Here is a 26,610-nt window from a genome sequence, read left to right as displayed (position 1 = left end):
GTACGGGAGGGGACGGCGCCCTCGGTGTTCCCGGCGGTGTTCCCGGCGGTGTTCGCGCCGGTGTTTCCGGCGGGGCCGGGACGGGCAGCCGTATGCCGCCCGGCGCGGCACGCGGCACGCCGTACGGGCGTCACCCGGCGCTCCGAGGAGGCCTCCATGGACACGGATCCGAACGCCCGCGGAGTCGTCGTGGTGGGCGCCGGCCCCACAGGGCTGCTCCTCGCCGGTGACCTCGCGACGGCCGGAATCCCGGTCACCGTCCTCGAAAAACGCCCCCACCGTGTCAACAACCTCTCCCGCGCCTTCGCCGTACACGCCCGCACCCTCGAACAGCTCGACGCGCGCGGCCTCGCCGACGAACTCGAAGCGGCCGGACAGCCCCTGACCCGGCTCGGCTTCTTCGGCCGCCTGAAGATCGACCTGTCCGGCCTCCCCTCGCGCTTCCGGCACGTCCTGGTGATCCCGCAGTACGAGGTCGAACGCGCCCTGGAGCGGCGCGCGGTGGCGGCCGGCGCGGCCTTCCGGTACGAGACGGAGGTGACCGGTCTCACCCAGGACGCGGGCGGCGTCACGGTCCTGGCGAGTCGCCCGGACGGCGGTACCGAGCGGCTGCGCGCGGCCTACGTGGTGGGCACGGACGGGATGCGCAGCACGGTACGGCGCGCGATCGGGCTGCCCTTCCCCGGCCGCTCGGTGATCCGCTCGGTGGTCCTCGCGGACGTACTCCTCGCCGAGGAACCCCCCTCGCTGCTCACCGCCAACGCCGTCGGCGACGCCTTCGCCTTCCTCGCGCCCTTCGGCGACGGCTACTACCGCGCGATCGGCTGGCACCGGCGGCACGACGTGCCCGACGACGCGCCCGTGGACCTCGCGGAAATCAAGGAGATCACCCGCCTCGCCCTCGGCCACGACTACGGCATGCACGACCCCCGCTGGCTGTCCCGCTTCCACAGCGACGAACGCCAGGCGCCGTCGTACCGGGTGGGCCGGGTCTTCCTGGCGGGCGACGCGGCCCATGTGCACACCCCGGCGGGCGGCCAGGGCATGAACACCGGACTCCAGGACGCGGCCAACCTGAGCTGGAAACTGGCGGCGGTCCTGCACGGCCAGGCGTCCCCCGCCCTCCTCGACACCTACCAGTCCGAACGCCACCCCGTCGGCCGCGCGGTCCTGCGCAGCAGCGGCGGCATCATCCGGCTGGCGATGGCGAAACACCCCTGGTCCCTGGCGGCCCGCGAAGCCCTCGCGACCCTCCTGTCCGCGTGCCCGCCCCTGCGCCACAAGGTGACGTCCCAGATCACCGGCCTCGGCTACCGCTACCCCGCCCCCCGCGGCGCCCACCCCCTGACCGGCCGCCGGGCCCCGGACATCGCCCTCGCGGGGAACACGCGGCTGTACGAGGCGCTGCGCGACGGGCACTTCGTGCTGATCACGCCGGGGGAGTACGAGGGGGCGCGTCCGGCGAACCTGACGACGGCCCGGTGGCGCGGCGACCGCCGTACGGCGTTGCTCGTACGCCCTGACGGGTATGTGGCCTGGGCGTCGGACGACGCGGAGCCGGGGGAGACCGAGCGGGCGGTGCGGGAGCACGTGGGCCCGGCGTGATCGTGCTTACCGCCGGCTTCGCTCCCGCCGGGTGAGGACGGCGACCGTACGCTCGCACCAGTCACGGTTGCCCTCCTCGAAGGCGAGGCCGCGCAGACAGGTGAGGTACGGCCCGACGCGCTCGCCGTGGAGCAGGAAGTCCGCTTCGCTCTTGTCGCCACGCAGGTTCCGCAGCAGCTTGCCGAAGAGGTCGATCTTGGCCTGGGCGAAGGTGGCGCGCTCCCGGAGCCGGGCGATCAGGGCGGTGGTGTCGACGTGGTCGGCGGCCTGGACCTTGACGAGCAGGTCGTCCCGTACGAAGGCCGGCTTGTCGGACGCCCCCGCGAACTCCTCCAGCTCCGCGAGCCCGGTGTCCGTGACCTGGAACAGCCGCTTGTTCGGCCGCCCCTCCTGCACGACCTCCCGCCCCACGACGAGCCCGGCCTGCTCCAGCCGGTTCAGCTCGGCGTAGAGCTGCTGGGGCTGCGCGTACCAGAAGTTGGCCACGCCGACGTCGAACGCCTTGGCGAGCTGATAGCCGCTGAGTTCGCCGTCGAGGAGCGCGGCGAGCACCGCGTGCCGTAGTGCCATGGAGGCTTCTCCCGTCCGTCGCCCCTGTCCACCGACCGTGCGGTCATGCTACTCATATTCATGAGTACTCACATTCATGACTATGAAGGAGTCGTCCATGAACACCGCCGACCGTTTCCGCACCGCCGTCGAGAAGGGCGACGTCGCCGCCCTGGACGACCTCTTCACCGACGACATCCGCTTCTACAGCCCGGTCAAGTTCACCCCCTTCGAGGGCAAGCCCCTGGTCCTCGGCCTCTTCGGCGTTCTCCTGCGCACCTTCGAGAACTTCCGCTACATCGGCGACCACACGGGCACGGCGGAAGCGCACACGGACCCCACCCCGACCCCCTCATCGGTCCTCCTCTTCCGCGCCGAGGTGAACGGCCGCGAGATCCACGGCATAGACCTCCTCCACTTCGCCTCCGACGGCCGCATCAAGGAGTTCACGGTGATGGTCCGCCCCCTGTCGGCGGTCCAGACGCTCAGCGAGGCGGTATTGGCGGGCCTGGTGGCGGACGGTCTGGTCCCGGCGCGGCCGTAACCGTCACCCGGTCCGCATCTCGTACCGCAGCCGCTGCCGCCGGGCCGGCATGACCATCAGGTCCGCCTGAACGGGGCGCCCGCCGTCGTCCCAGGTGACCCGGCTCAGCAGGAGAACGGGCTCGTCCGGCGCCATCCCCAGCACCTCGCACTCCTCGGCGCCGGGCATCCGGGCGGTGACGTCCTCGCGCACCCGGACGCCCCGGTGCCCGAGCCGGGCGAGCAGCGTGACGGCCCCACCGGGAATCCTCCCCCGCTCGGCGAGCGGGGTGCCGCGGGCGATGTCGGCGGGGTAGTAGCTGTCCGTCAACTCGCAGGGCACACCGTCGAGTTCGATGACCCGGCGCCGCACGACGACAGCCTCCCCCGGGGACACCCCCAGCAGCCCGGCCACCTCCTCCGAAGCCGCCACCTCCCCCGCGTACACAACCCGCTGCCCACCCTTCCCACCCCGAGCCGCCGCCTCCGCCCCCCACGCCTCCGCCTGCCCCTGCTCCCGAGGCGTCAGATACGGCATCGAGCTACTGACCCAACCGCTGTCGCTCACGGGGTCCTCCTGGGTGGGGTGGTCTTCGGACATCTCCATGGTGCGGCCGAGACCGAGGGCGATCCGGGATGGGCCACGGCGGTGCGACGGCGCTCGGCCCCGACGACAACGGGCGCCCGGCCGAGAAGCCGGGCGCCCGTCATACACAACCGCAGGGCGGGTTACGCCGAAGCCGCCGCGTCCGCCGCCTGCGCCCGAAGCGCTCGCTCGATGCCCGCGCGGGACTCCGAGACCAGGCGGCGCAGGGCCGCGTTCGGGGTGGCGGACTCCAGCCAGGCGTCGGTCTTGGCGAGGGTCTCGTCCGAGACCTGGATCGCCGGGTACAGGCCGACCGCGATCTGCTGGGCCATCTCGTGGGAGCGGGAGTCCCAGGCGTCCTTGAGGATCTCGAAGTAGCGGTCCGTGTAGGGGGCGAGGAGTTCGCGCTGGTCGGTCTGGACGAAGCCGCCGATCACCGCTTCCTGCACCGCGTTCGGGAGCTTGTCGGACTCCACCACCGAGGCCCAGGCCTCCGCCTTCGCCTCGGAGGTCGGGCGGGAGGCACGGGCCGTCGCCGCGTGGCGCTCGCCGGCGGCGGTGCGGTCGCGGTCGTACTCCGCCGCGATCTCCGCCTCGTCGAAGCGGCCGACGGCCGCCAGCCGCTGGACGAAGGCCCAGCGCAGCTCGGTGTCGACGACCAGGCCCTCGACGGTCTGGGTGCCCTCCAGGAGGGAGTCCAGCAGGTCCAGCTGCTCAGGGGTGCGGGCCGTCGCCGCGAACGCGCGGGCCCAGGCCAGCTGGTGGTCGCTGCCCGGCTGGGCGGTGCGCAGATGGGTCAGGGTCGCCTCGGTCCAGCGGGTGAGCAGGGCCTCGCGGGCGGCCGGGTCGGCGTAGAGGTCGACGGCCAGCTTCACCTGCCGCTGGAGCGACTGCACGACACCGATGTCGGACTCCTTGCCGATGCCGGAGAGCACCAGGGAAAGGTAGTCGCGGGTGGCGAGTTCGCCGTCGCGGGTCATGTCCCAGGCCGAGGCCCAGCACAGCGCGCGCGGCAGCGACTCCGCGAAGTCGCCGAGGTGCTCGGTGACGAAGCCGAGCGAGTCCTCGTCCAGGCGGACCTTGGCGTACGACAGGTCGTCGTCGTTGAGCAGGACCACCGAGGGGCGGCGCACACCGGACAGCTCGGGCACGGCCGTCAGCTCGCCGTCCACGTCCAGCTCGACGCGCTTCACGCGCACCAGCTTGCCCGCGTCGTCCAGGTCGTACAGGCCGATCGCGATGCGGTGCGGCCGCAGCGTCGGCTCGCCCTTGGCGCCGGCGGGCAGCGCGGGCGCCTCCTGGCGGACGGCGAAGGAGGTGATGACACCGTCGGCGTCGGTCTCGATCTCCGGGCGCAGCACGTTGATGCCCGCCGTCTCCAGCCACTTCTTCGACCAGGTCTTCAGGTCGCGCCCGGAGATCTCCTCCAGCGCGCCCAGCAGGTCGGACAGGCGCGTGTTGCCGAACGCGTGCCGCTTGAAGTACGCCTGCACGCCGTTGAAGAACTCGTCCTCACCGACGTACGCCACGAGCTGCTTGAGCACCGAGGCGCCCTTGGCGTACGTGATGCCGTCGAAGTTGACCAGCACGTCGTCCAGGTCGCGGATGTCCGCCATGATCGGGTGCGTGGACGGCAGCTGGTCCTGCCGGTACGCCCACGTCTTCATCGAGTTGGCGAACGTGGTCCACGAGTGCGGCCACCGCGAGCCCGGCGCGGACGCCTGGCAGGCGATCGAGGTGAAGGTGGCGAACGACTCGTTCAGCCACAGGTCGTTCCACCACTCCATGGTGACCAGGTCGCCGAACCACATGTGGGCCAGCTCGTGCAGGATGGTCTCCGCGCGCATCTCGTACGCCGCGTCGGTCACCTTGGACCGGAAGACGTACTGGTCGCGGATGGTCACCGCGCCCGCGTTCTCCATCGCGCCCGCGTTGAACTCCGGTACGAACAGCTGGTCGTACTTCTTGAAGGGGTACGCGTAGTCGAACTTCTCCTGGAACCAGTCGAAACCCTGCCGCGTCACCTCGAAGATCGCGTCCGAGTCCAGGTACTCCGCGAGCGAGGGACGGCAGTAGATGCCGAGCGGCACGGACTGCCCGTCCTTCTCGTACACGCTGTGCACCGAGTGGTACGGGCCCACGATCAGCGCCGTGATGTACGACGAGATGCGCGGGGTCGGCTCGAAGACCCAGACGTTGTCCTTGGGCTCCGGGGTGGGGGAGTTGGAGATGACCGTCCAGCCCTCGGGCGCCTTCACGGTGAACTGGAAGGTCGCCTTGAGGTCCGGCTGCTCGAAGGAGGCGAACACCCGCCGTGCGTCCGGCACCTCGAACTGCGTGTACAGATACGCCTGTTCGTCCACCGGGTCCACGAACCGGTGCAGTCCCTCACCGGTGTTGGTGTAGGCGCAGTCCGCGACCACCCGCAGGACGTTACGGCCCTGGAGCAGCCCGGGCAGCGCGATCCGCGAGTCCTTGAAGACCTCCGCCGGGTCCAGCGCGTCCCCGTTCAGCGTCACCTCGTGCACGGCCGGGGCGACCAGGTCGATGAAGGACTCGACGTCGTTCTCCGCGACATCGAAGCGCACGGTGGTGACGGACCGGTAGGTCCCTCCCTCCTGCGCGCCGGACAGGTCGAGATCGATCTCGTACGAGTCAACGGTGAGCAGCTGCGCCCGCTGCCGCGCCTCTTCGCGAGTCAGGTTTGTGCCAGGCACGCGGTCATCTCCTCGTTATGTGTGGGTTGCGCCATCCTTCCACGCAACTTCCGCGAACGCGATGTCCATATCCCGCCGGTCACCGGCCCGCCCGGCGACGAGCCTGGGGAGCATGACGACCCACACGACGCCCCCTCATGTCCCGCGCGCCATCACGGAGCCGGTGCTCGCCGCACTGCGTACGGCGGACGACGCGGGCCGCCCGCTCACCATCGTCGAAGACCCCGAGGGCGGCGCCCCGCTCCGCTGCTGTCTGCGCCGCAGCGCGGCCGGGGAACGGATCGCCCTGGTGTCGTACGCGCCCCTGCGCCGCTGGGCCGCCGAGACCGGCGCCGCACCGGGGGCGTACGACGAGCAGGGGCCGGTGTTCATCCACACCGAACCGTGCGGCGGTCCGCAGTCCGAGGCGCTCGCCTTCACCCGGGCCCACCGGGTGCTGCGCCGCTACTCCCGGGACGGTCACCTCCTGGGCGGTCGGCTGGTCACGCCGCCCGAGGACTTCGAGGGCGCCCTCACGGAGGCGTTCGCCGACCCCGAGGTGGCGCTCGTGCACGTCAGGGCGGTGGAGTACGGCTGCTTCCTGTACGAGGTGCGCAGGCCGTAGGGGATGTCAGGGGCGCGCGTCACTCCGGGCGCGCGCCCCTGATGCCGGGCAGGTCAGCCCTTCAGCTCCGCCGCCACCAGCTCCGCGATCTGGACCGCGTTCAGCGCGGCGCCCTTGCGGAGGTTGTCGTTGGAGAGGAAGAGGGCGAGGCCGTGGTCCACCGTCTCGTCGGCGCGGATGCGGCCGACGTAGGAGGCGTCCCGGCCGGCGGCCTGGAGGGGGGTGGGGATGTCGGAGAGGATCACGCCCGGGGCGTCCGCCAGCAGCTCGGTGGCGCGCTCGGGGGGGAGCGGGCGGGCGAAACGGGCGTTGACCTGGAGCGAGTGGCCGGAGAAGACGGGCACGCGGACACAGGTGCCGGAGACCTTCAGGTCCGGAATCTCCAGGATCTTGCGGGACTCGTGGCGGAGCTTCTGCTCCTCGTCGGTCTCGTTCAGGCCGTCGTCCACGATCGAGCCCGCCAGCGGGAGCACGTTGAAGGCGATCGGGCGCTTGTAGACCTGCGGCTCGGGGAAGTCGACCGCCTCGCCGTCGTGGGTCAGCTTGTCGGCGTCGGCCACGACCTTCTGCGCCTGGCCGTGCAGCTCGGCCACGCCCGCGAGGCCCGAGCCGGACACCGCCTGGTAGGTCGCGACGACCAGCGCCTCCAGGCCGGCCTCCGCGTGCAGCACCTTCAGGACCGGCATCGCGGCCATCGTGGTGCAGTTCGGGTTGGCGATGATGCCCTTGGGGCGGTCCGCGATCGCGTGCGGGTTCACCTCGGAGACGACCAGCGGCACCTCGGGGTCCTTGCGCCACGCCGAGGAGTTGTCGATCACGACGGCGCCCTGCGCGGCGACCTTCTCGGCCAGCGCCTTCGAGGTCGCGCCGCCCGCCGAGAAGAGGACGATGTCCAGGCCGGAGTAGTCGGCGGTCGCCGCGTCCTCCACCGTCACACCGTCCAGCACGGTCCCGGCCGAGCGGGCGGAGGCGAACAGACGCAGCTCGGAGACCGGGAACTCCCGCTCCTTGAGGATGCTGCGCATGACCGTGCCGACCTGACCGGTGGCTCCGACGATTCCGACCCTCACGGCGACTCCCTTGGTTCTGGCTGTCTCTTGCTGCTGTGCCACATCGGTGACCGGGGCTTTTCCATCATGCGGCCGACCCCGGCCCCTCTGTCCAATTCTTTGCCCGGCTTCGCCCGGCCTGTCCGAGGGGTGGGACACGGGCACGGAGGCCACCGGTTCCCGCCGACCCTGCCCGCGCCCGCCCCGGCCACACGGCGGTGTGACGTACGCCTCGGCCGTGTGACGTACGCCTCCGGGGGCGCGGCCGAACGTTTCCCGCCCCTCCCGCGTCGTAGGGGCGGACGCGTTGAGGGGGTGGCTGGTGCTGCGCGGAAGAGCGCGCCGTGGCCAGGGGGCGTACGCCGGTGCGGAGAGCGCCGGCGACGACCCGCTGGACGCGGCACAGGAACGCCGGGTGCGGGCGGTGCTCGCGCTCGGCGGGGTGCCGCAGTCGGACCTGCCGGACGGGGTGCAGCAGGTCCGGCTGCGGCTGCTGGAGCGGGCCGCGAGCGGGCGCGAGGCGCCCCGGGACGTCTCGGCGTGGGCGGCGGTCGTCGCCTCCAACCTCGCCATGGACTGGCACCGGGCCAGACGCCGCCAGGAACGCCTGGGCGAGCGCCTGGTCGCCCTGCGCCCGCCGGAGCAGCTCCCCTCGGGCGAGGAGAGCAGCCTGCTCTCCCTCGCCGTCGCCCAGGGCCTGGACGAGCTCCCGGACGCCCAGCGCCAGGTGGTCGTCCTGCGCTTCTTCGCCGACCTGCCGGTACGGGCCATCGCCACCGAGCTGGGCGTACCCGAGGGCACGGTCAAGAGCAGGCTGCACACGGCGGTACGGGCCCTGCGCGCCCGCCTGCACGAGGACGAGGTGGTGTGACATGACCGCCGGACACAAGGACGACGCGGGCACGGGTGACGCGGGTACGGACGGCGTGGGTCCGGGCGCGTACGGCGGCCTGGACGCCCTGATGGCAGCGATCACCGGTGAGGAGCCCCCCGCGGCGGTCCGCCGGGACGCCCGCTTCCGGCGCGAGCACCGCGCGGCCGAGGCGGACGTGGCCGTACTGCGGCGGGAGCTGACCCGGATCGCCGAGACCCTGACCGGGGACGGGCCGGGCGGGACCGCCCCCGGGCCGGCCGCGGAAGGCTCCGGCCCCGCCGATTCCGGTCCTGCCAACCCCGGACCCACCGACTCCAGGCCCGCCGACCCAGGCCCCGCCGGAAAGGCGCCCGGAGCGGCGGTCCTCCACACCGCCCCGGCCCGCCCGGCACCTCGCCCCCGCCGCCTGCGCACCGCCCTCCTCGCCCTCGCCGCCTCCGCCGCCCTCGGCCTCTTCGGCGTCGGCGTCTCCTGGATGGCGGCCCAGGGCGGTGGTGAGCGGGGCGGAGCGAGCGCGGACTCCGCCGCCTCGGGGGCCAAGCTGACCCCGGAGGGGGTGATCGCCTGTGCCCGGGCCGTCGCCGAGGGCACGGTCGAACGGGTCGAACGGGCCGGTGGGGGAGGGCAGTTCACCGTCTTCCTCAAGGTGGACCGCTTCTACAAGTCGCCGGGCGGCGGCCGCGACGAGCTGACGTTCACGGTCCACGACACCGGGGCGCCCCGCTACTACCGCACCGGCGTCCGGCTGCTCGTCCTGGTGCCCGGCTCCGCCGCCGGCGACCCGCAGACCTACCGCGCGGGCGACCCGCCCCCCGAGAGGGACGGCTCCCGGGACGCCCTGGAGTGGGGCCGCGCCTGGGTGGGCAAAGCGCTGCCGGGCTCGCGCCACCTGTCGTGCCCCGGCGGCTGAACCCGCGCGGCCGAACCCGCGAGGGCCGGACACGCCGGAGGGGCGGACACCCGGAAAGTGCCCGCCCCTCCGCTCACGTCACCCCGTTACGGCGTGACGGAGCCGATCTTCACACTGCCGCTGCCCGCGACCGTGCCGTGCCCGTTCACCAGCCGGACCCGGCCGAAGAACTCCCGCCCGGCCGGCGGCTCGGCGAGCGCCGTGACCTGCCCGGTGACGGTGGCCGAGGCGCCGCTCGCGAGCTTCACCGGGGCGTCCGGGACCGTCACGGTGCCCAGCGTCGCGGCGAAGAACAGGTCCCGGTAGTCGTACTCGGTCGTGCCCGAGGGCACCGCGTACCCGGCGACCTTGATCGTGTACGTCCCGGCGGCCGGCGACGGCACCGAGACCGCCTCCTCCGAGTCGCCGTCGGCGGACTGGGCGACCTGCTTGCCGCTCGCGTCGTACACCGTGAGGTCCAGGTCGGCCGACTGGTCCGAGACGTTGCCGATGGCCACGTCCAGGGACTCGGCGCCCTCCGGGACCGTCACCGTGGTGGTCCGGGTCTCGCCCTCCTTGATCGAGGGGCGGGAGGACTCGGCGGAGCCCAGGGGACCGCCGACGAGCTTGCCGTCCAGCGCGGCGTACTTGTTGGTGACCTTCCAGGTGGCGGCGGCGGGAACGCCCGCCTTGGCCTCGGGCACCGTCACGGTCTCCGGGTCGAAGACCGCGCCGAGGACGGAGACGTCCAGCTTGTAGGGGTTGTCGAGCAGCGGCGAGGTGCGCCGGGCCTCGACCTCGACCTCCCAGACACCGGGCTGCGGGTCGGCGTAGGAACGCACGTCGGGCTTGCAGCCGTTGCCGTCGAGGTAGTTGTTGTAGCAGTACGGCGTGCTGGTGTTGTCCACCGGAGTGCCGTAGGGGTGGATCGCGATGAACCGGGTCTGGCTGCCCGCCTTCAGGCCGCCGATCGCGACCTCCAGCGCCTTGGCGCCGGCGGGGACGGTCAGGAAGTAGGACCGGGTGCTGTTGCGCTGCACCGAGCCGGTCAGGGAGCGGGTGGAGTCCACCGGGCTCGCCACCACGACCGTGCCGAGGATCTGCTTGTCGACGCCCTCGGTGAACGGGTCGTCCACTTCGAGGATCGCGCTCTTCAGCCCGGCCGACCTCGGGGCCGCCTGCACCTTGACGGTGACCGGCTGGTTCAGCGGGAGCCGCACCAGGGGGCTGCCGAGGACGCGGAAGGTGTGCTCCGGGTCGTTGACGAAGCGCAGCGCGTGCCAGACCGCGCGGTCCGGGCCGGTGGTGCGGGTGACCGTGATGTCGTACGTCCTGCGCTGGCCGCTCTTCAGACCGCCCTCGCGGTCGTAGAGGCCGGTGCCGTAGCCGGGGGTCTTCAGGGCGCCGTCGAGCGCGGTGTCGACCGGGGCCTTGACCGTGTACTCGTGCGCGGACGCGCCGTCGCGGATGGAGTCCCAGGCGTCCACGACGTCGATCAGGCCCGCGCCCTCCTCGTACGCCTGCGCGCCCTTGATGTGGTGCGCGGTCGAGGTGAGCGCGGTGCGCAGCACGGCCGGGGTGAGCGTGAGGTGCTTCTGCTGGGCGGCGCTGAGCAGCAGCGCGCTCGCGCCCGCGGCCTGCGGGGAGGCCATCGAGGTGCCCTGGAGCATCGAGTACCCGGCGGGCAGGGTGTAGCCCGCCTCGGCGACCGGGGAACCGGGCAGCCAGGTCTGGGTGGTGTTGATCGCGGCGCCGGGCGCGGTCAGGGTCGGCGTGAAGCCGCCGTCCTCACGCGGGCCGCGCGAGGAGAACGGCATCAGGGCGTACGGGGTCGTCACCGCCGAGCCGTAGTTCGCGGCCCAGGTCTCCTTGGAGATGGCCGCGCCGACCGAGATGACCTTGTCGGCGAGGCCGGGGTCGCCGATGGTGTTGGCGCCGGGGCCCGAGTTGCCCGCCGAGATGACCAGCTGGACGCCGTAGTCGTCGATGAGCCGGGTGTAGAGCGCGGCGCGCGCGTTGGCGCCGTCGTTGAGTGCGGGCAGGCCGCCGATGGACATGTTGACGATGTCCACGCCCCGCTTGGTCACCAGGTCGATCATGCCCTCGGTGAGCGCGATGTTGGTGCAGCCGCCGGACCAGGTGCAGGCGCGCGAGGAGACGATCTTCGCGCCGGGGGCGGCGCCGCTCATCCTGCCGCCGAACAGGCCGTTGGCGGCCGTGATGCCCGCGACATGGGTGCCGTGCTCGGACTCGATCACGCCGATGTTGACGTAATCGGCCGTGGCGCCCGAGGAGTTGTAGACGACGTCCTTGCGGATCTCGACCACGAACGGGATGCGCTCGACGACGTCCGTCTTCGGGTCGTCGGTGCCGAAGTAGCCGATCTGGTAGCCGTCCTTGTACGGCTTCATCGGCGGGTTGTTTCCGAAGTCCTGGTCGTCGTCGGTGTCGACGCGGACCGTGCCGGTGGCCGGGTCGTACAGCACGCCCCAGGCGTCGGTGGTGTCGCCGTCGCGGTTGAGGTCGCCCTGCATGTCGCCGCCGGTGGTGGCGGACTCGTACAGGTAGTTGAACTTGTAGGAGCCCGCGGGCGCCTTGAAGGTCTCGGCGGTGCCGCCGGAGGGGGTGACCGAGAAGGAGGGGCCCGAGACGGCCGTCGTCATCCGCCGCCAGGTGCCGTCGCCGTCGCTCACCGGGTCGGTCGCGGTCACCCAGTCGACGATCTTGCGCTCGCCGGTGGTGGTCTTCTGCAGTGCCGGGTGGCCGAGGTCCACGCCGGAGTCGAGGATGCCGATGGTGACACCCCGGCCGTCGGCCTTGGGGTGCTCCTTGACGAAGTCGACGGCACCGGTCTCGAAGGACGGGTTGTACGGGTTCTTCGCCGGGGTCTTGGCGTTCGGCGCCGGGTAAGTGATGGCCGTACGACCGGACTTGGCGCCCTTGGCGGTGTCCGCGCCCGGGGCCGGGTCGTCCAGCGGGATCTCCTGGCGCAGGTCGATCGCCTGCACCGAGGACAGCTCGGCGGCGGCCGCGATGGCCGAACTCGCCTTGGCCGTGGGGACGGTGGCGCGGACGTAGCCGACCTTGTCGTAGGTGCGGCCGACCGTGCCGCCGCTGACCGCGTCCAGCTCGTCCGCGACGCGCGCGGTCTGGCCCGGCGTGGTCGCGATCATCATGGTGATGTTCTTGACGCCCTCGGCGCGGGCGTCGGCGAGCAGCGCCGCGTCGTCCGAACCGAGCTTGTCGGGACCGGACTTGGGCTCGGACGCGGGCGCGGTGGCCGGGGCGGACGGAGCGCCGGCGGCGAGGGCGAGCGGCAGGGGCCCGGCCGCGCAGAGCGCGGCGACCACGCCCACCGTGAAGGCCGTACGGGCCAGCCGTCTCGGACCGGGTATCGGATCGCGCTCGGGGGTGTGGGTCATCGGCATCCCTTGTGAGGTGAGGAGTCCTGTGCCGGACGAGCGCACAGCCTTTACCAAGGGACCGAATTTTTGGGTTCGTTGACCGAATCGAAATCAATGTATGGGGAAAACCCGCGATGCTCCGGAGCGATAAGGGTCGCGTTACCGGCGGAATGCGACCGACTCCCTTTCCGTGAAGCTCAGTTCTCCTTGCTGCGGGCGTAATGCCGGTGCGCCTTCGCGCGGTTGCCGCACACCGCCATGGAGCACCAGCGCCGGGTGCCGTTGCGGGAGGTGTCGAAGAAGCGCAGGACGCAGCTCTCGTGCGCGCAGACCCGGATACGGTCGGGGGCCCGTGCGATCAGGCGCAGATAGCTGCGGGCGGCCAGCCAGGCAGGACCCCAGGACGGGTCCGTGAACTCCGGCTCCTCGCCGGGCCCTTCGGGGGTCAGCCGGACCCGTACCCGGCCGTGTGCGAGCAGCGCGTCCAGGAGCGGCGCGCCCCGCTCCGGCGGCCCGTCCACCGCGACGGCCAGCGCCTCGCGCGCCTCGCGCAGATGCCGCAGTGTGCGCTCGTCGGCCGGGTACGCCTCCGCGAGCCCGTTGGACGCCAGCCACACCGCCAGCCCGTCCGTGCCGTCGAGCAGGTCCCGGGGGGCGCCGTCGTTGTTCCACCGGCTGTTGAGCAGGTCGAGCGCGAGCGGCTCGCCGGTGAGCGGGCGGGGGTCGGGCGTGGCGGGCATGGGAACTCCTCTCACTAACCACTCAAGCGTATGTGACCGGTTGACGCGGGCCGATCTAACCTCCTAACGTGGATGACGAAGGTTAGACATCCTCGGCCGGACGGCCCCGGCCGAACGGCCCGAAAGAGGCAGCCATGACTCTGCGCACCGGCCACACCGGCCTGAACGTCACCGACCTCGACCGCTCGCTCGCCTTCTACCGGGACACCCTCGGTCTCGTCCCGCTCGCCGAGAGCGAGCACGACGGACGGCGGTACGCGTTCCTCGGCTTCCACGAGGGGGAGGGCCCCGTCCTCACCCTCTGGCAGCAGGCCGCCGGGCCGTACGAGAGCGGGCGCGCCGGGCTGCACCACCTCGCCTTCGAGGCGGAGTCCATGGACCGGGTCCGGGAGTACGAGTCGGCGCTCAGGGCGGCCGGGGCCGAGTTCGCCCACGCCTCGGTGGTCGCCCACCGCGAGGGCGCCGCGTCGGGCGGGATCTTCTTCCACGACCCCGACGGCACCCGCCTGGAGATCTACGCCGAGAAGGGCGCCGAGGACGCCCCCGCACCGGACGCCTCCGCTCCGGCCTGCGGTTTCTTCTAGCCATGGGCGCCCACAGCGTGTACCACGCGGGCTCGCGCGCCGTGCAGGAACAGGCGGGCGAGCGCGAGCGCGCCGACCACGTCGGCCGCTCCCTCGGCCAGGACATCAAGCCGGTCGCCGCCGCCTTCCTCGGGCTCCAGCCCCTGCTGATCGTCGGCGCCGCCGACCCCGGCACCGGACGGGTCTGGGCCTCCGCGCTCTCCGGCGAACCCGGCTTCGCCCGCGTCACCGGACCCCGGCAGCTGTCCGTCACCCCGGGCCTGCCCCCGGCCGACCCGCTCACCACGGCCCTCGCCACCCCCGGCACCCCCGTCGGCACCATCGCCCTCGACCCGCGTACCCGCCGCCGGATGCGCCTGAACGGTCGGCTCCGGCCCACGGCACGGGGGTTCGCGGTGGAGGCGGACCAGGTGTTCTCCAACTGCCCCAAGTACATCCAGCGCAGGGAGACGTACGAGCGCGTCGAGCCACCCGGTCAGGCGGCCCCCGTACGGCACGGTCGACTCGACGAGGCGGCGGCCCGGTTCATCGCCGCCGCCGACACCTTCTTCCTCGCCACCGTCCACCCCGGCGGCGCCGACACCAGCCACCGGGGCGGCAACCCCGGTTTCGTACGGGTGGACTCGCCGAGCGAACTGAGCTGGCGCGACTACCCGGGCAACGCCATGTTCCTCACCCTCGGCAACCTCCGCGCCGACCCGCGCGCCGGACTCCTCTTCCTGGACTGGGCGACCGGCACCACCCTCCAGCTCACCGGCGAGGCGCGCACCGAGTTCGGCGCGGACGGTGAGCGCACCGTGCGCTTCACCGTCGCCGAGGCGATCAGCACCCCGGCGGCCGTCCCGCTGCGCTGGAGCGCGCCCGGGTATTCCCCGGCCAACCCGGAGCCGCCGCGCTAACGTCCCCGTATGCGACGGAAGTTGAGGGTGGCGGCCTACGCCGTGTGCGTCCGGGACGGACAGCTCCTGCTCGCCCGCTCACCCGCCCCCGACGGCACCCCCGAGTGGGTGCTGCCCGGCGGCGGCATGGAGTCCGGCGAGGACCCGTACGACACCGTGCGCCGCGAGGTCACCGAGGAGACCGGCTACCGCGTCGAGGTGACCGGCCTCCTCGGCGCGGACTCCCTCCGGCTGACCCTCCCGGGCCGCCCCTTCGGCCGCGCGACCCCCTACCACGCGCTGCGGCTGGTCTACGAGGGCCGCATCGCCGGCGGCGAACTCCGCAACGAGGTGAACGGCTCCACCGACCTGGCCGCCTGGCACGACCTCACCGCCGTACCCGCCCTGAAACGGGTACCCCTCATCGACATCGCCCTGCGGCTGTGGCGGGAGCGGCCGCCGACCGGGCATCTGGAGGCGGAGCGGCCGCCGACCGGGCATCTGGAGGCGGGGCATCCGGCGGCGGGGCCGGAAGCGGAGGCGGCCGGGTAGCTGCGCGTAGGGCGATCGGCGTCAGCCGTTGCGGCCGCGTTCACTCCTGTTTCACCCCCGGTGCCAAACATCCGGAACGAGCGGCCCGTTCGCCTCGGCGGCGGTCCGCGACGACCGCCGACGCACCCGGGGAGACCGCGCATGCCGCGCTCACGCTCTGCCGCCCGCCCCGAACCGGGCCTCCACCGCCGTTCCCTGCTGTCCGCCGCCGGAGCCGTCTCGCTCTCCGCCGGCTTCGGCTATGTCCTGCGCCCCACCGAGAGCGAGGCCGCCACCGTCACCCCCGCCGCGACGACGGCCCCCACAGCGACGGCCCCCGCGACAACGCCCCCCGCGCCCGCCCCCGTCGCCCCCTACACCCAGGGCACCACCCTCGCCTCCGTCGCCACCCCCCGGGGCACCGGCCCGGGCTACCGCCGCCTCGGCGACGGACCCGGCTGGCCCCGTGTGGTACGCGCCGAACTCGCCGCGCCCCAGACCGGCCGCGCGGACCGCCGTACCGCCCTCGCCGCGTTCGTGCAGTTCACCGATCTGCATCTGACCGACGTCCAGCACCCGCTGCGCCTGGAGTTCCTGCGCGCCTGCGACCCGCACGGCTGGCGCCCGCAGGAGGCGCTGACCGTCGCCGGCGCCGTGTCCCTGGTCGAGCGGGTCAACGCGCTGCGCGGCGGCCCCGTCACCGGCACCCCGCTCGGGTTCGTGATGACCACCGGGGACAACACCGACAACAACTCCCGCACCGAGCTCGACTGGTTCATGAAGGTGATGAGCGGTGGCCGCATCACCCCCAACTCCGGCGACCCCCGGCACTACGAGGGCGTGCAGAACTCCGGGCTCGGCCTCTACTGGCAGCCCGGCTCCACCGTCCGCGACGGCGACAAGGCGCTCGGCTTCCCGCACCTGTCCGGCTTCCTGGCCGCCGCGATCCGCGAGGTGCGCAGCCCCGGCCTCGCCGTCCCCTGGTACGCCACGGTCGGCAACCACGACCTCCTGCCCTCCGGGTGCTACGGCTCCCACGCCGACCCGTATCTGGTGGCGGCGGCCATGGGCACCCGCAAGCTCATGACGGCCACCCGCGCCGAGGCCGGGAAGGTCCAGGCCGCCATCAAGGGCGCGACGGACCCCCGGGGCACCTACTACCGCGACTTCCTCAAGGCCCACACCCGCTCCACGCGCTCGGTCACCCCCGACGAGCGGCGCGCCCCCTACACCCCCACCGGCTATCTGAAGGCGCTCCTGGACCCCGCCCACCAGGGCCACGGCCCGGCCGGCCACGGCTACACGGCGGCCAACCTCGACGCGGGCACCCGGTACTACGCCTTCCGCATCGCCGACGGCGTGCTCGGCATCAGCCTCGACACCACCGACTCCGGCGGCTTCTACGAGGGCTCCGTCGGCACCGCCCAGCTCACCTGGCTGAAGGACACGCTCAAGGCGCACACGGACGACCACGTGATCGTCTTCAGCCACCACACCAGCACCACCATGACCAACACCCGCCCCGACCCCGCCCGCCCCGGCGAACGCCGCCACGACGGCGCCGAACTGGTCTCGGTGCTCGGCGCCCACCCCCATGTGCTGGCCTGGGTCAACGGCCACATCCACAAGAACGTCGTCACCCCGCACCAGGGCGCGCACGGCTCCTTCTGGGAGATCTCCACCGCCTCGCACATCGACCACCCCCACCTGGCCCGCGTCATCGAGCTGGCGGACAACGGCGACGGCACGCTCTCGCTGTTCACCACCCTCGTCGAGGCGGCGGCCCCGCACCGCACCGACTTCGCCGATCTCTCCCAGACCGGCCTCGCCGCCCTCTACCGCGAGCTGTCGTTCAACGCCCCCGGCGCCCGCACGGACCTCGCGGGCAAGAGCACCGACCGCAACACCGAACTGCTGATCAAGAAGCCCTGACGGCGGGACCTAGCGGGGCAGCACCACGACGTACGCGGCGGGATCGCGGTCGCCCGCCGCCATCAGGGCGGTCCGCACCACCGCCGCCTGCTGCTCCGCCGACTCCCGCAGCCTGCGCGGGGTGACGTGCACGACCGTGATCCCCAGCCGCTCCAGGTGCTCCCGCTTGCGCGCGTACCGTGCCCACCGCTCGCCCTCGTCCTGGTGCGGGGCCCGGGTGTCCAGCTCCACCGCCACCGCCTGCTCGGGCCAGTAGGCGTCCACCCCGCCCAGCTGGGGACCGCCGGGCAGCCGCAGGTCCACGTTCCACACCGGGTCGGGCAGGCCGTGCTCGCCCACGAGCCGGTACAGCCGGTCCTCGGCGGCCGCCCGGCCCTCGGCCACCAGCGACTCCACCGCGTCCACCACATACGACCGCGCCAGCAGCCGCGCCTGGTTCAACTCCCGCACCAGCGCGGCCGGTTCGCAGTGTCCCTCGCGCACCGCCTCGGTCAGCAGCAGCCGTACGGCGTCCGCGTCCGTCAGCCGGGCCACCGCGTCGGCCAGCGCGCGCCGCACCGGCGCCACCGGCACCCCGGAAACGGCCTGGGCGACGGGCAGTTCGGCCGTGCGCCGCACCCGGACGTACCCGGCCGAGCGCAGCCGGCGCAGCCTCGGCACCAGCACGTCCACCCGGTCCAGGGCGGCGAGCGGCGGCGCGGCCGCGAAGCCGTACAGGGCGAGTGCGGCCAGACCGGTGATCATCGCCTCCGGGTACGGCGAGCGGTGCGGGGCGCCGGCCGTCGGCTGGGCCGGGACGCCCGGGGTGGACTCGCGCGAGGCGTACAGCAGGGCGCCGTGCAGCCGCTCCTCGCTGGTGGGGCCGCCGGAGTGGAGCAGGACGACGTTCGGCAGCAGCAGCCGCCAGGGGCCCCCGTCCCGGCAGCGCTCGTTCAGCTCGGCGGTCGTCACACCGTGCGAGCGCAGCTGGGCCGCCGACAGCACACGGCGGTGCACCTCGGAGAGGTGCCGGAGGGGGCGGGGGGAGAGTGGGGTGTTGTGCGTCATGTCCAACGGAATGCCCGACCCCCGTCCCGCCTGTAACCCGTGTTACACGCTCGTCGAGGAATGCGGACAACACGGTACTAAAGGACGGGTGTTCGGATGCCGAGTAGGCAGCGAAAACCCCTGGTCCGTTCGGGGGAGGACCAGGGGTTACGGGTGCGCGTGCCCGGATTCGGTAACGGTCACCGAGCGGCCAAGCTCAGGCCAAGGATCAGTGCCCCTCGGCCTTCGCGTCGCAGGCCTGGGCGCGCAGCGTGCGGGCCAGGTCGTCGCGCGCCTCCAGCACCAGGCGGCGCAGCGCCGGGGCCGCGTCCGCGTGCTCCGCGAGCCAGGCGTCCGTCGCGTCCAGCGTCTCCTGACGGTCCTGGTAGGCGGGGAAGAGCCCGCTCACGATGTCCATGCCGATCTGGATGGACCGCTCGCGCCAGATCCGGTCGATGACGGCGAAGTACTTCTGGGCGTACGGCGACGTCAGCCGGCGCTGCGAGGGCTGGGAGAAGCCCGCGATCGTCGCCCCGACCAGCGCGTTCGACAGCCGGTCGGACTCCACGACCTGCGCCCACGCCTGCGCCTTGACCGCCTCCGAGGGCCGGGCCGCCAGGCAGCGGACCTGGTGCCGCTTGCCGGAGGCGGTGTCGTCGCGGGACAGCTCGGCGACGAGCAGCTCCTCGTCGGCCACCCCGTGCGCGGCCAGCGGCTCCAGGAACGCCCAGCGCAGCTCCTGGTCCACGGTGAGGCCCTCGACGGTCTCGGTGCCGTCGAGCAGCGCCTTCAGCAGCGCCAGATCGGCGGGCGCGGCCGCGACCGACGCGAAGAACCGGGCCCAGGCCAGCTGGTGTTCACTGCCCGGCTCCGCCGCCCGCAGCTCGTCGAGCGCGCCCCGCGCCAGCAGGTCGCCGCCGGTCTCCCGCCACTCGGGCGCCGCGTACCGCTCCAGGGCCGTGCCCGCCCACGCGTGCAGCATCTGGAGCACGCCGATGTCGGACTCGCGGCCCGCGAACCGCAGCACCAGCTGGAGGAAGTCCCGCGCGGGCAGCAGCGCGTCCCGGGTCATGTTCCACAGCGCGGACCAGACGAGCGCGCGGGCCAGCGGGTCGGACAGCGCGCCCAGGTGCTCGCGCAGGGTCGCGAGCGAGGTCTCGTCGAAGCGGATCTTGCAGTAGGTCAGGTCGTCGTCGTTGACCAGGACGAGGTCGGGGGCCTCGGCGCCGGCGAGTTCGGCGACGACGGTACGCGGACCCTCGACGTCGGTCTCCACGCTCGCGTAACGCTCCAGCACACCTTCGCCGTCGAGCCGGTACAGCCCCACCCGCACCCGGTGCGGCCGCAGTTCGGGGTGCGACTCCGGGGCCTCCTGCACCACGGCCAGCTCCGCGATCCGGCCCTCGTCGTCCAACAGCACCTGCGGGGTGAGGGAGTTGACCCCGGCCGTCTGCAGCCAGGCCGCCGACCACGCCGTCATGTCCCGGCCGCTGGTCTCCGCGAGCACCGAAAGCAGGTCGCCCAGGCGGGTGTTGCCATAGGCATTGCGCTTGAAGTAGCGGCGGGCGCCCTCCAGGAAGGCGTCCTGCCCGACGTACGCCACCAGCTGCTTGAGCACCGAGGCGCCCTTGGCGTAGGTGATCCCGTCGAAGTTGAGCTTGGCGTCCTGGAGGTCGCGGATGTCGGCCGTGATCGGATGCGTGGAGGGCAGCTGGTCGGCGCGGTAGGCCCAGGCCTTGCGGCGGTTGGCGAAGGTCGTCCAGGCGTCCTTGAACCGGGTCGCGCCCACGTTCGCGAAGGTGCCCATGAAGTCCGCGAAGGACTCCTTCAGCCACAGGTCGTCCCACCACACCATGGTGACCAGGTCGCCGAACCACATGTGCGCCATCTCGTGCAGGATGACGTTGGCCCGCGCCTCGTACGACGTCTGCGTCACCTTGCCGCGGAAGATGTACTCCTCGCGGAAGGTCACCAGGCCCGGGTTCTCCATCGCCCCGAGGTTGTACTCGGGCACGAACGCCTGGTCGTACTTCCCGAAGGGGTACGGGTAGTCGAAGTTCTCGTGGAAGAAGTCCAGGCCCTGCTTGGTGATCAGGAAGACGTCGTCGGCGTCGAAGTAGGGCGCGAGACCCTTGCGGCACATCGCGCCGAGCGGGATCTCCAGCTTGGTCCCGTCCTCCAGGACGCGCTCGTAGGAGTCGGTGACGTAGTGGTACGGCCCCGCCACCACGCAGGTGATGTACGTCGAGATGGGCTTGGTCTCCGCGAACTTCCAGACGCCGTCCACGAGTTCACCGGCGCCGTTGCTCCACACCCGCCAGCCCTCGGGGGCTTGCACCTCGAAGCGGTAGGGCGCCTTCAGGTCGGGCTGCTCGAAGTTGGCGAACACCCGCCGGGCGTCGGCCGGTTCGTACTGCGTGTAGAGGTAGACCTCGCCGTCCTCGGGGTCCACGAAGCGGTGCATGCCCTCGCCGGTGCGGGAGTAGGCGCACTGCGCGTCCACGGTCAGCTCGTTCTCGGCGGCCAGGTCCGTCAGCAGCACCCGGGAGCCGTCGAAGACCTCGGCCGGGTCCAGGTCACGGCCGTTGAGCGTCACCGCGTTCACCGACGGGGCGATCAGGTCCGCGAAGGTGGAGGCGCCCGGCTCGGCGCAGCCGAAGCGGATCGTCGTCACCGAGCGGAAGGTGCGCGGGCCGCCGGTGTCCTCGGCGCCGCCGACGGCGGAGCGCAGGTCGAGCGACACGTCGTACCCGTCGACGGACAGCAGCGCGGCCCGCTCGCGGGCCTCGTCGCGGGACAGATTCTCACCGGGCACGGCGGCACTCCCTTGTGATCGCGGAAAATCAGGCACCGAACGGCACGATCCTGCCATGCGGCCCCGAGGCGTGGCATCGGGGAATTGCGCGGGCGGAGGCGATGTTGGCGCCGGTAAAGACCGTTTCGCTAGGAGAGACATGTCCGAGACCGCGACCACGTCGGGCAAGACCCCGGTGGACTTCTGGTTCGACCCGCTCTGCCCCTGGGCCTGGATGACCTCCCGCTGGGTGCTGGAGGTGGAGAAGGTCCGCGACATCGAGGTCCGCTGGCACATCATGAGCCTCGCCGTCCTCAACGAGGACCGCATCGACGAGCTGCCCGAGGAGTACCGGGACATGCTCGCCACCAAGGCCTGGCAGCCGGTCCGGGTGGTCACCGCCGCCTGGCAGAAGTACGGCGCCGACGTCCTCGGCCCGCTGTACACCGCGCTCGGCACCCGCATCCACAACGAGGGCCAGGGTCCGACCCGCGAGGCCGTCGAGGGCGCGCTCGCCGAGGCCGGTCTGCCCGCCGGCCTCATCGACTACTTCGACCAGACCGACTTCGAGTTCGACGCCGAGCTGCGCGCCTCCCACAAGGAGGGCATCGAGAAGGTCGGCCAGGAGGTCGGCACCCCGGTCATCGCGGTCCCCGGCCCCGACGGCGAGCAGATCGCCTTCTTCGGCCCCGTCGTCACCCCCGCCCCGAAGGGCGAGCAGGCGGCCCGCCTGTGGGACGGCACCGTCGCGGTCGCCTCGGTCCCCGGCTTCTACGAGCTGAAGCGGACCCGGACCCAGGGGCCGGACTTCAGCAACCTGTAGGCACGAACCCGTACGTACGGCAGGGCCCCCGCGGGCATGACTTCGCGGGGGCCCTGCCTTTTCCGCCCGCCCGCGTGAAGGGTGAGAAGACGATCACGAGGCGGGAAGCTCGGCGGACTTCAGTGGTCCACGGGGGTTCAGGGGGCCAGCAGCAGCACGTCCGCCCGCTCCTTGGCGGCCGCGTACCGCCGGGCCACGTCCTGCCAGTTCACGACCTGCCACATGGCCTCGATGAAGTCGACCTTCTGGTTCCTGTACTGGAGGTAGAAGGCGTGCTCCCAGGCGTCGAAGACCAGCACCGGCGTCGAGCCCTGGCCGACGTTGCCCTGGTGGTCGTAGACCTGCTCCACGATCAGCCGGCCGCTCAGCGGCTCGTACGCCAGCACGCCCCAGCCGGAGCCCTGGGTGGTGGCCGACGCCTTGGTCAGCTGGGCCTTGAAGGCGGCGAAGGAGCCGAAGGACTCCGTGATCGCGTCGGCCAGTTCGCCCACGCCGTCCTGGGCCAGCGGCTCGCCGCCGCCGTCCTTCGGGCCGGTCATGTTCTGCCAGTAGATGCTGTGCAGGATGTGCCCGGAGAGGTGGAAGGCCAGGTTCTTCTCCAGGCCGTTGACCGAGCCCCAGGCGTCCTTGTCCCGCGCCTCGGCGAGCTGCTCCAGGGTGTCGTTGGCGCCCTTCACATAGGCCGCGTGGTGCTTGTCGTGGTGCAGCTCGATGATCTCGGGGCTGATCACGGGGGCGAGCGCGGCGTAGTCGTAGGGCAGTTCGGGCAGCGTGTAGACGGGCATGGACGGGTCCCCTCCGAGACTTATTGCAAAAGACTTGCAACTACACGCTAGCAACAAGAAGCCGCCGGGGGACAGGCAGGGCATGACAAAGGCCCCCGCGTGTCGTTCGCGGGGGCCTCTGTTCTTACGGGGGCTTCAGCGCCTGGCGCGGGCCCGCTGCCAGGCGTAGCCGCCCGCCGCCAGGGCCAGCGTCAGGCCGCCCGTGGAGTACAGCTGGGCCCGGGTGTCCGGCTGCCGGGCCATCAGCACCAGGATGACGACCATGCCGAGCAGGGCGGCCCAGGTCAGCCAGGGGAAGCCCCACATCCGGACGGCGGGCGGCTCGGCGCCGGCGCGTTCGGCGCGGCGGCGCAGGATCAGCTGGGAGGCGCCGACGAACATCCAGACGACCAGGATCACCGCGCCGATCATGTTCAGCAGCCACATGAACACGTCGTCCGGGCGCCAGTAGCTGAGCAGCACGCACGCGAAACCGAACACCGAGGAGACCAGGACCGCGATCCGGGGCACCCCGCCGGTCACCTTCGCCAGCGCCTTCGGGCCCAGCCCCCGGCCGACCAGGGAGTGCAGCATGCGCGAGGAGCCATAGATGTTGGCGTTCATCGCGGAGAGCAGGGCGGCGAGGACCACCACGTCCATGACGCGGCCCGCGCCGGGGATGCCGAGGCTGTCGAGGGCGGCGACGTAGGGGCCGCGCGCCACGACCTCGGGGGAGTTCCACGGGACGAGGGTGACGACCACGGCCATCGAGCCGATGTAGAAGAGCGCGATCCGCCACATCGTGGTGCGCACGGCGGTGGCCACGCCCCGCACCGGGTCCTCCGACTCGGCCGCCGCGATGGTCACCGTCTCCAGGCCGCCGTACGCGAACACCGACGCGAGCAGGCCGAGGACCAGGCCCTGGGCGCCGTTCGGCAGGAAGTGGGTGAGGTGGGAGGCGCCGGGGGAGTGGGTGCCGGGCAGCACGCCCGCGATGGCCAGCACGCCGAGCACCAGGAACAGCACGATCGCGCCGACCTTCAGCGCGGCGAACCAGAACTCGAACTCGCCGAAGTTCTTCACCGCCGCCAGGTTCGCGCCGCAGAACACCACCATGAACAGCGCGACCCAGGCCCACTGCGGAGTGCCGGGCAGCCAGCCGCTGACGATCTTCCCGGCGCCGATGCCCTCCAGGCCGACGACCGTGCACTGCATGATCCAGAACGACCAGCCGACCGTGAACCCGGCCCAGGGGCCGATCGCCCGCTCGGCGTGCGCGGAGAAGGAACCCGAGGACGGGTACGCCGCCGACAGCTCGCCCAGCATCCGCATCACCAGCAGCACGAGGAGGCCGGAGAGGGCGTACGCGACGACGATGGAGGGCCCCGCGGCGGCGATGCCCGCGCCGGAGCCGACGAAGAGGCCCGCGCCGATGACTCCGCCGAGGGCGATCATGGAGAGGTGGCGCTGCTTGAGGCCGGAGGCGAGGGGGGCGCCCTGTTCCCGCTGTCGTGGCGGTTGCTGCGTGGTGGTGCTGGGCATGGGGCGGGGCTCGTCCAGTCCGGTAGTCCGACGATGGGTAAAAAACTCCACCAGTCTGGGCGGTTCCCGGGAGCGGGCGCGGGAAGTGCCCACGATACGGACAAATCGCTTACGGAATGTATACGTCCACTTACCTGGGTGGCCGGGACCACCCGCGCGGGGTGACGGGCGTCACGCCGATCCCGGTGTAACCGGCATCCTTTGTCCGGAGCCCACCAAGCGCCTGTTCATGCCTTTGTCGAGCGCGGACGGTGATCGGGGGTTGGCCGCCGGTATAGCGTCGATGAGTTGTCACCTGCCCACACACCCGCGGAGTCCCCATGAGCACCGCCAGCGTCACCGCTCGCCCCGGCGCAGTCCTCGCCGACCTCATCCCTGCGTCCCGCGTGCGCGACGCCGCCCTCGTGCTCGGCGGCGCCGTCCTCACCGGTCTCGCGGCCCAGATCGCCGTCCCGGTGCCGGGCTCCCCGGTCCCGGTGACCGGCCAGACCTTCGCCGCGCTGCTCGTCGGCACGGCGCTCGGCGCCCGCCGCGGCGTCCTCTCCCTCGCGCTGTACGCGGTCGCGGGCGTCATCGGCGTGCCGTGGTTCGCGGGCGGTGCCTCCGGCGCCGGCGCGGTCTCCTTCGGCTACGTCCTCGGCATGATCCTCGCCTCCGCCGCCGTCGGCGCCCTGGCCCGCCGGGGCGCGGACCGCTCCCCGCTGCGCATGGCGGGCACGATGCTCCTCGGCGAGGCGATCATCTACGCGATCGGCGTCCCGTACCTCGCCCTCGCGGCCCACATGCCCCTCACCCAGGCCATCGCCGCCGGCCTCACCCCCTTCCTCATCGGCGACGCCCTGAAGGCCGCCCTGGCGATGGGCCTCCTCCCGACGGCGTGGAAGCTCACCGCCAAGCGCTGACAGCCCCTCTCCGAGAGGGCCCGCCACATCGACTCCCCGGTCGGCATGGCGGGCCTTTTCCATACACCGGCCCGCCCGGCTCGCCGCCCCCACCCCTGCCGTGACCCGTTCCCCGGCCCCTGACGCCATCGACGTACGGGTTTTCGGTCCTGTGGGGGAGTGGGTGGAGCGCTGGGTACGGGTTTTCGGTCCTGTGGGGGAGTGGGTGGAGCGCTGGGTACGGGTTTTCGGTCCTGTGGGGGAGTGGGTGGAGCGCCGGGTACGGGGCTCCGGTCCTGTGGGGGAGCGGGTGGATTGCCGGGTACGGGCTTCCGGCCTTATGTGGGAGCGGGTGGATCGCCGGGTACGGGGTTCCGGCCCTATGCGGGAGCGGGCGGACCGTCGCGCCCTGCCCCCGACCGGACCGTGGCCGTGCGGCCCCGGCTCCAGGGGTCCCGCCGTCGCCGCCGGCAGGCGGAGCGCCTCCGGTCCCGTGTGACGGCGGACGGACGGTCGCCCCTGTGTCCGCGGACCTACGCCCCGCCCCCCGGGCCCGTCCCGGCTGCCCGCCCTCGCCTCCAGCTCGGCCTTCAGGGCGCGCCGGTCCCCTGGCAGCCCCTGGCGCCGGCGGCTCGGGGAGGCGCTGGTCCGGTGCGGTGGCGGGCGGACCGTCGCTCGCGGGTCTACGGTCTTGGGCGTCGCCCACCCGGAGCCGCCCAGGTCGTCCCGCCCGGCTCTGACCTTCAGGGCCTTGGGCCCTGGCTCTTTGCGGCACCCTTGGCGCTACCGGCGGGCCGACCGCCTTCGGCATGGTGTCCCGACATCCTGGCCGCGCCTCCTGGCCCTGGCCGCACGGCAATGCCTCCCGCGCCTCCTGGCCTCGGCTCCGCGTGGCCGTGCCCTCTGGCCTTCGCCCCGTGTTCGGCCCCTGCCGCCCCCCGGCGTGGTTCTGCGCCCAGTTCTGCCCCAGGCTGCGGCCCCGGTCCCGCGCCGGTCCCGCCCCTGGGCCCTCCCCTCGGCTCCTGGTCCCCTGCCGTCCGGCCTCGCCCCCCGTCGATCGGTTCCGGGTTTTGGACAGTCGAGCCTCCGGAGGTCCCCAGCACTCGGCCCCCGGTCCCCGGCACTCGGCCCCTGGCACTCGGCCCCGGCCCCCTGGCACTCGGCCCCCGGCCCCCGGCACTCGGCCCCCGGCCCCCCAACACTCGGCCCCCCGGCCCCTCGGCCCCCCGGCCCCTCGGCCCCCGGCCCCCCGGCCCCTCGGCCCCCGGCCCCCCGGCCCCTCGGCCCCCGGCCCCTCGGCCCCCGGCCCCCCGGCC

The 26,610-nt window shown here is 72.7% G+C and carries 21 protein-coding genes; 11 read left to right on the top strand and 10 right to left on the bottom strand.

Annotation, left to right across the window (positions count from 1 at the left end; translation table 11 throughout):
* The first annotated feature begins 156 nt into the window (after positions 1-156).
* Positions 157-1,605 carry an FAD-dependent monooxygenase gene (locus AB0898_RS06705; RefSeq protein WP_366801733.1) on the top strand — a complete coding sequence of 483 codons (1,449 nt, stop codon included), beginning with the start codon at positions 157-159 and terminating at the stop codon, positions 1,603-1,605.
* Positions 1,606-1,611: 6 nt separating this feature from the next.
* Here AB0898_RS06705 and AB0898_RS06700 read toward each other — a convergent pair whose 3' ends face one another.
* Positions 1,612-2,175, bottom strand: a complete 564-nt coding sequence (locus AB0898_RS06700; protein WP_366801732.1) for a PadR family transcriptional regulator — start codon at positions 2,173-2,175, stop codon at positions 1,612-1,614.
* 97 nt (positions 2,176-2,272) lie between these two features.
* Between AB0898_RS06700 and AB0898_RS06695 the strand changes: the two genes are divergently transcribed.
* A complete protein-coding gene (locus AB0898_RS06695) occupies positions 2,273-2,698 on the top strand; it encodes a nuclear transport factor 2 family protein (protein ID WP_366801731.1) in 426 nt (141 codons plus the stop codon).
* Between the two features lie 3 nt (positions 2,699-2,701).
* Here the strand turns inward: AB0898_RS06695 and AB0898_RS06690 are convergent, their stop codons facing one another.
* The gene (locus tag AB0898_RS06690; RefSeq protein WP_366801730.1) at positions 2,702-3,244 is read right to left on the bottom strand and encodes a UTRA domain-containing protein; all 543 of its coding nucleotides are present in this window, start codon (positions 3,242-3,244) and stop codon (positions 2,702-2,704) included.
* 161 nt (positions 3,245-3,405) lie between these two features.
* Positions 3,406-5,979: an aminopeptidase N gene (pepN, locus tag AB0898_RS06685; RefSeq protein WP_366801729.1), complete on the bottom strand. Its 2,574-nt coding sequence runs from the start codon at positions 5,977-5,979 to the stop codon at positions 3,406-3,408.
* A gap of 112 nt (positions 5,980-6,091) precedes the next feature.
* Between pepN (AB0898_RS06685) and AB0898_RS06680 the strand changes: the two genes are divergently transcribed.
* Positions 6,092-6,583 (top strand): DUF1203 domain-containing protein, encoded by a 492-nt coding sequence (locus tag AB0898_RS06680; protein ID WP_366801728.1) that lies wholly within the window; start codon positions 6,092-6,094, stop codon positions 6,581-6,583.
* Between the two features lie 53 nt (positions 6,584-6,636).
* On the opposite strand, the gene AB0898_RS06675 is transcribed toward AB0898_RS06680, so the two are convergent.
* Entirely contained in the window at positions 6,637-7,653 is a 1,017-nt protein-coding gene (locus tag AB0898_RS06675) for an aspartate-semialdehyde dehydrogenase (RefSeq protein ID WP_366801727.1), read from the bottom strand.
* Between the two features lie 301 nt (positions 7,654-7,954).
* Here AB0898_RS06675 and AB0898_RS06670 point away from each other — a divergent pair, with 301 nt between their 5' ends.
* A complete protein-coding gene (locus AB0898_RS06670; protein ID WP_366801726.1) occupies positions 7,955-8,503 on the top strand; it encodes a sigma-70 family RNA polymerase sigma factor in 549 nt (182 codons plus the stop codon).
* Position 8,504: 1 nt separating this feature from the next.
* Positions 8,505-9,416 carry a hypothetical protein gene (locus AB0898_RS06665; protein WP_366801725.1) on the top strand — a complete coding sequence of 304 codons (912 nt, stop codon included), beginning with the start codon at positions 8,505-8,507 and terminating at the stop codon, positions 9,414-9,416.
* Positions 9,417-9,502: 86 nt separating this feature from the next.
* Here the strand turns inward: AB0898_RS06665 and AB0898_RS06660 are convergent, their stop codons facing one another.
* Entirely contained in the window at positions 9,503-12,817 is a 3,315-nt protein-coding gene (locus tag AB0898_RS06660) for a S8 family serine peptidase (protein WP_366801724.1), read from the bottom strand.
* 179 nt (positions 12,818-12,996) lie between these two features.
* Positions 12,997-13,539, bottom strand: coding sequence for a CGNR zinc finger domain-containing protein (locus tag AB0898_RS06655; RefSeq protein ID WP_366801723.1), 543 nt, complete (start codon positions 13,537-13,539; stop codon positions 12,997-12,999).
* Positions 13,540-13,673: 134 nt separating this feature from the next.
* Between AB0898_RS06655 and AB0898_RS06650 the strand changes: the two genes are divergently transcribed.
* The 4 genes from AB0898_RS06650 to AB0898_RS06635 all read left to right on the top strand — a co-directional run bounded on the left by AB0898_RS06650 (position 13,674) and on the right by AB0898_RS06635 (position 17,464).
* Positions 13,674-14,123: a VOC family protein gene (locus AB0898_RS06650; protein WP_366801722.1), complete on the top strand. Its 450-nt coding sequence runs from the start codon at positions 13,674-13,676 to the stop codon at positions 14,121-14,123.
* 2 nt (positions 14,124-14,125) lie between these two features.
* A complete protein-coding gene (locus AB0898_RS06645) occupies positions 14,126-15,022 on the top strand; it encodes a pyridoxamine 5'-phosphate oxidase family protein (protein ID WP_366801721.1) in 897 nt (298 codons plus the stop codon).
* Positions 15,023-15,031: 9 nt separating this feature from the next.
* Positions 15,032-15,553, top strand: a complete 522-nt coding sequence (locus AB0898_RS06640; RefSeq protein ID WP_366801720.1) for an NUDIX hydrolase — start codon at positions 15,032-15,034, stop codon at positions 15,551-15,553.
* Between the two features lie 141 nt (positions 15,554-15,694).
* Positions 15,695-17,464: a TIGR03767 family metallophosphoesterase gene (locus tag AB0898_RS06635; RefSeq protein WP_366801719.1), complete on the top strand. Its 1,770-nt coding sequence runs from the start codon at positions 15,695-15,697 to the stop codon at positions 17,462-17,464.
* 9 nt (positions 17,465-17,473) lie between these two features.
* Here AB0898_RS06635 and AB0898_RS06630 read toward each other — a convergent pair whose 3' ends face one another.
* Positions 17,474-18,511 carry a hypothetical protein gene (locus tag AB0898_RS06630; RefSeq protein ID WP_366801718.1) on the bottom strand — a complete coding sequence of 346 codons (1,038 nt, stop codon included), beginning with the start codon at positions 18,509-18,511 and terminating at the stop codon, positions 17,474-17,476.
* 208 nt (positions 18,512-18,719) lie between these two features.
* Positions 18,720-21,305 (bottom strand): aminopeptidase N, encoded by a 2,586-nt coding sequence (gene pepN / locus AB0898_RS06625; RefSeq protein WP_366801717.1) that lies wholly within the window; start codon positions 21,303-21,305, stop codon positions 18,720-18,722.
* A 139-nt stretch (positions 21,306-21,444) separates the two neighbouring features.
* On the opposite strand from pepN (AB0898_RS06625), the gene AB0898_RS06620 reads away from it, so the two are divergent.
* Complete coding sequence (locus tag AB0898_RS06620) at positions 21,445-22,107, top strand: DsbA family protein (RefSeq protein WP_366801716.1); 663 nt, start codon at positions 21,445-21,447, stop codon at positions 22,105-22,107.
* Positions 22,108-22,244: 137 nt separating this feature from the next.
* Here the strand turns inward: AB0898_RS06620 and AB0898_RS06615 are convergent, their stop codons facing one another.
* Both AB0898_RS06615 and AB0898_RS06610 read right to left on the bottom strand, forming a co-directional pair.
* Positions 22,245-22,892, bottom strand: coding sequence for a superoxide dismutase (locus AB0898_RS06615; protein WP_366801715.1), 648 nt, complete (start codon positions 22,890-22,892; stop codon positions 22,245-22,247).
* Positions 22,893-23,027: 135 nt separating this feature from the next.
* Entirely contained in the window at positions 23,028-24,413 is a 1,386-nt protein-coding gene (locus tag AB0898_RS06610) for an amino acid permease (RefSeq protein ID WP_366801714.1), read from the bottom strand.
* A 320-nt stretch (positions 24,414-24,733) separates the two neighbouring features.
* Here AB0898_RS06610 and AB0898_RS06605 point away from each other — a divergent pair, with 320 nt between their 5' ends.
* Positions 24,734-25,315, top strand: coding sequence for a biotin transporter BioY (locus tag AB0898_RS06605; protein ID WP_366801713.1), 582 nt, complete (start codon positions 24,734-24,736; stop codon positions 25,313-25,315).
* Positions 25,316-26,610: the final 1,295 nt, after the last annotated feature.

Origin of the sequence: Streptomyces sp. NPDC005435 (assembly GCF_040703155.1) — a bacterium.
GTDB lineage: Bacteria > Actinomycetota > Actinomycetes > Streptomycetales > Streptomycetaceae > Streptomyces.
Note: the sequence above shows the minus strand (reverse complement) of the source record. Positions and strands in the feature narration are given on the sequence as shown.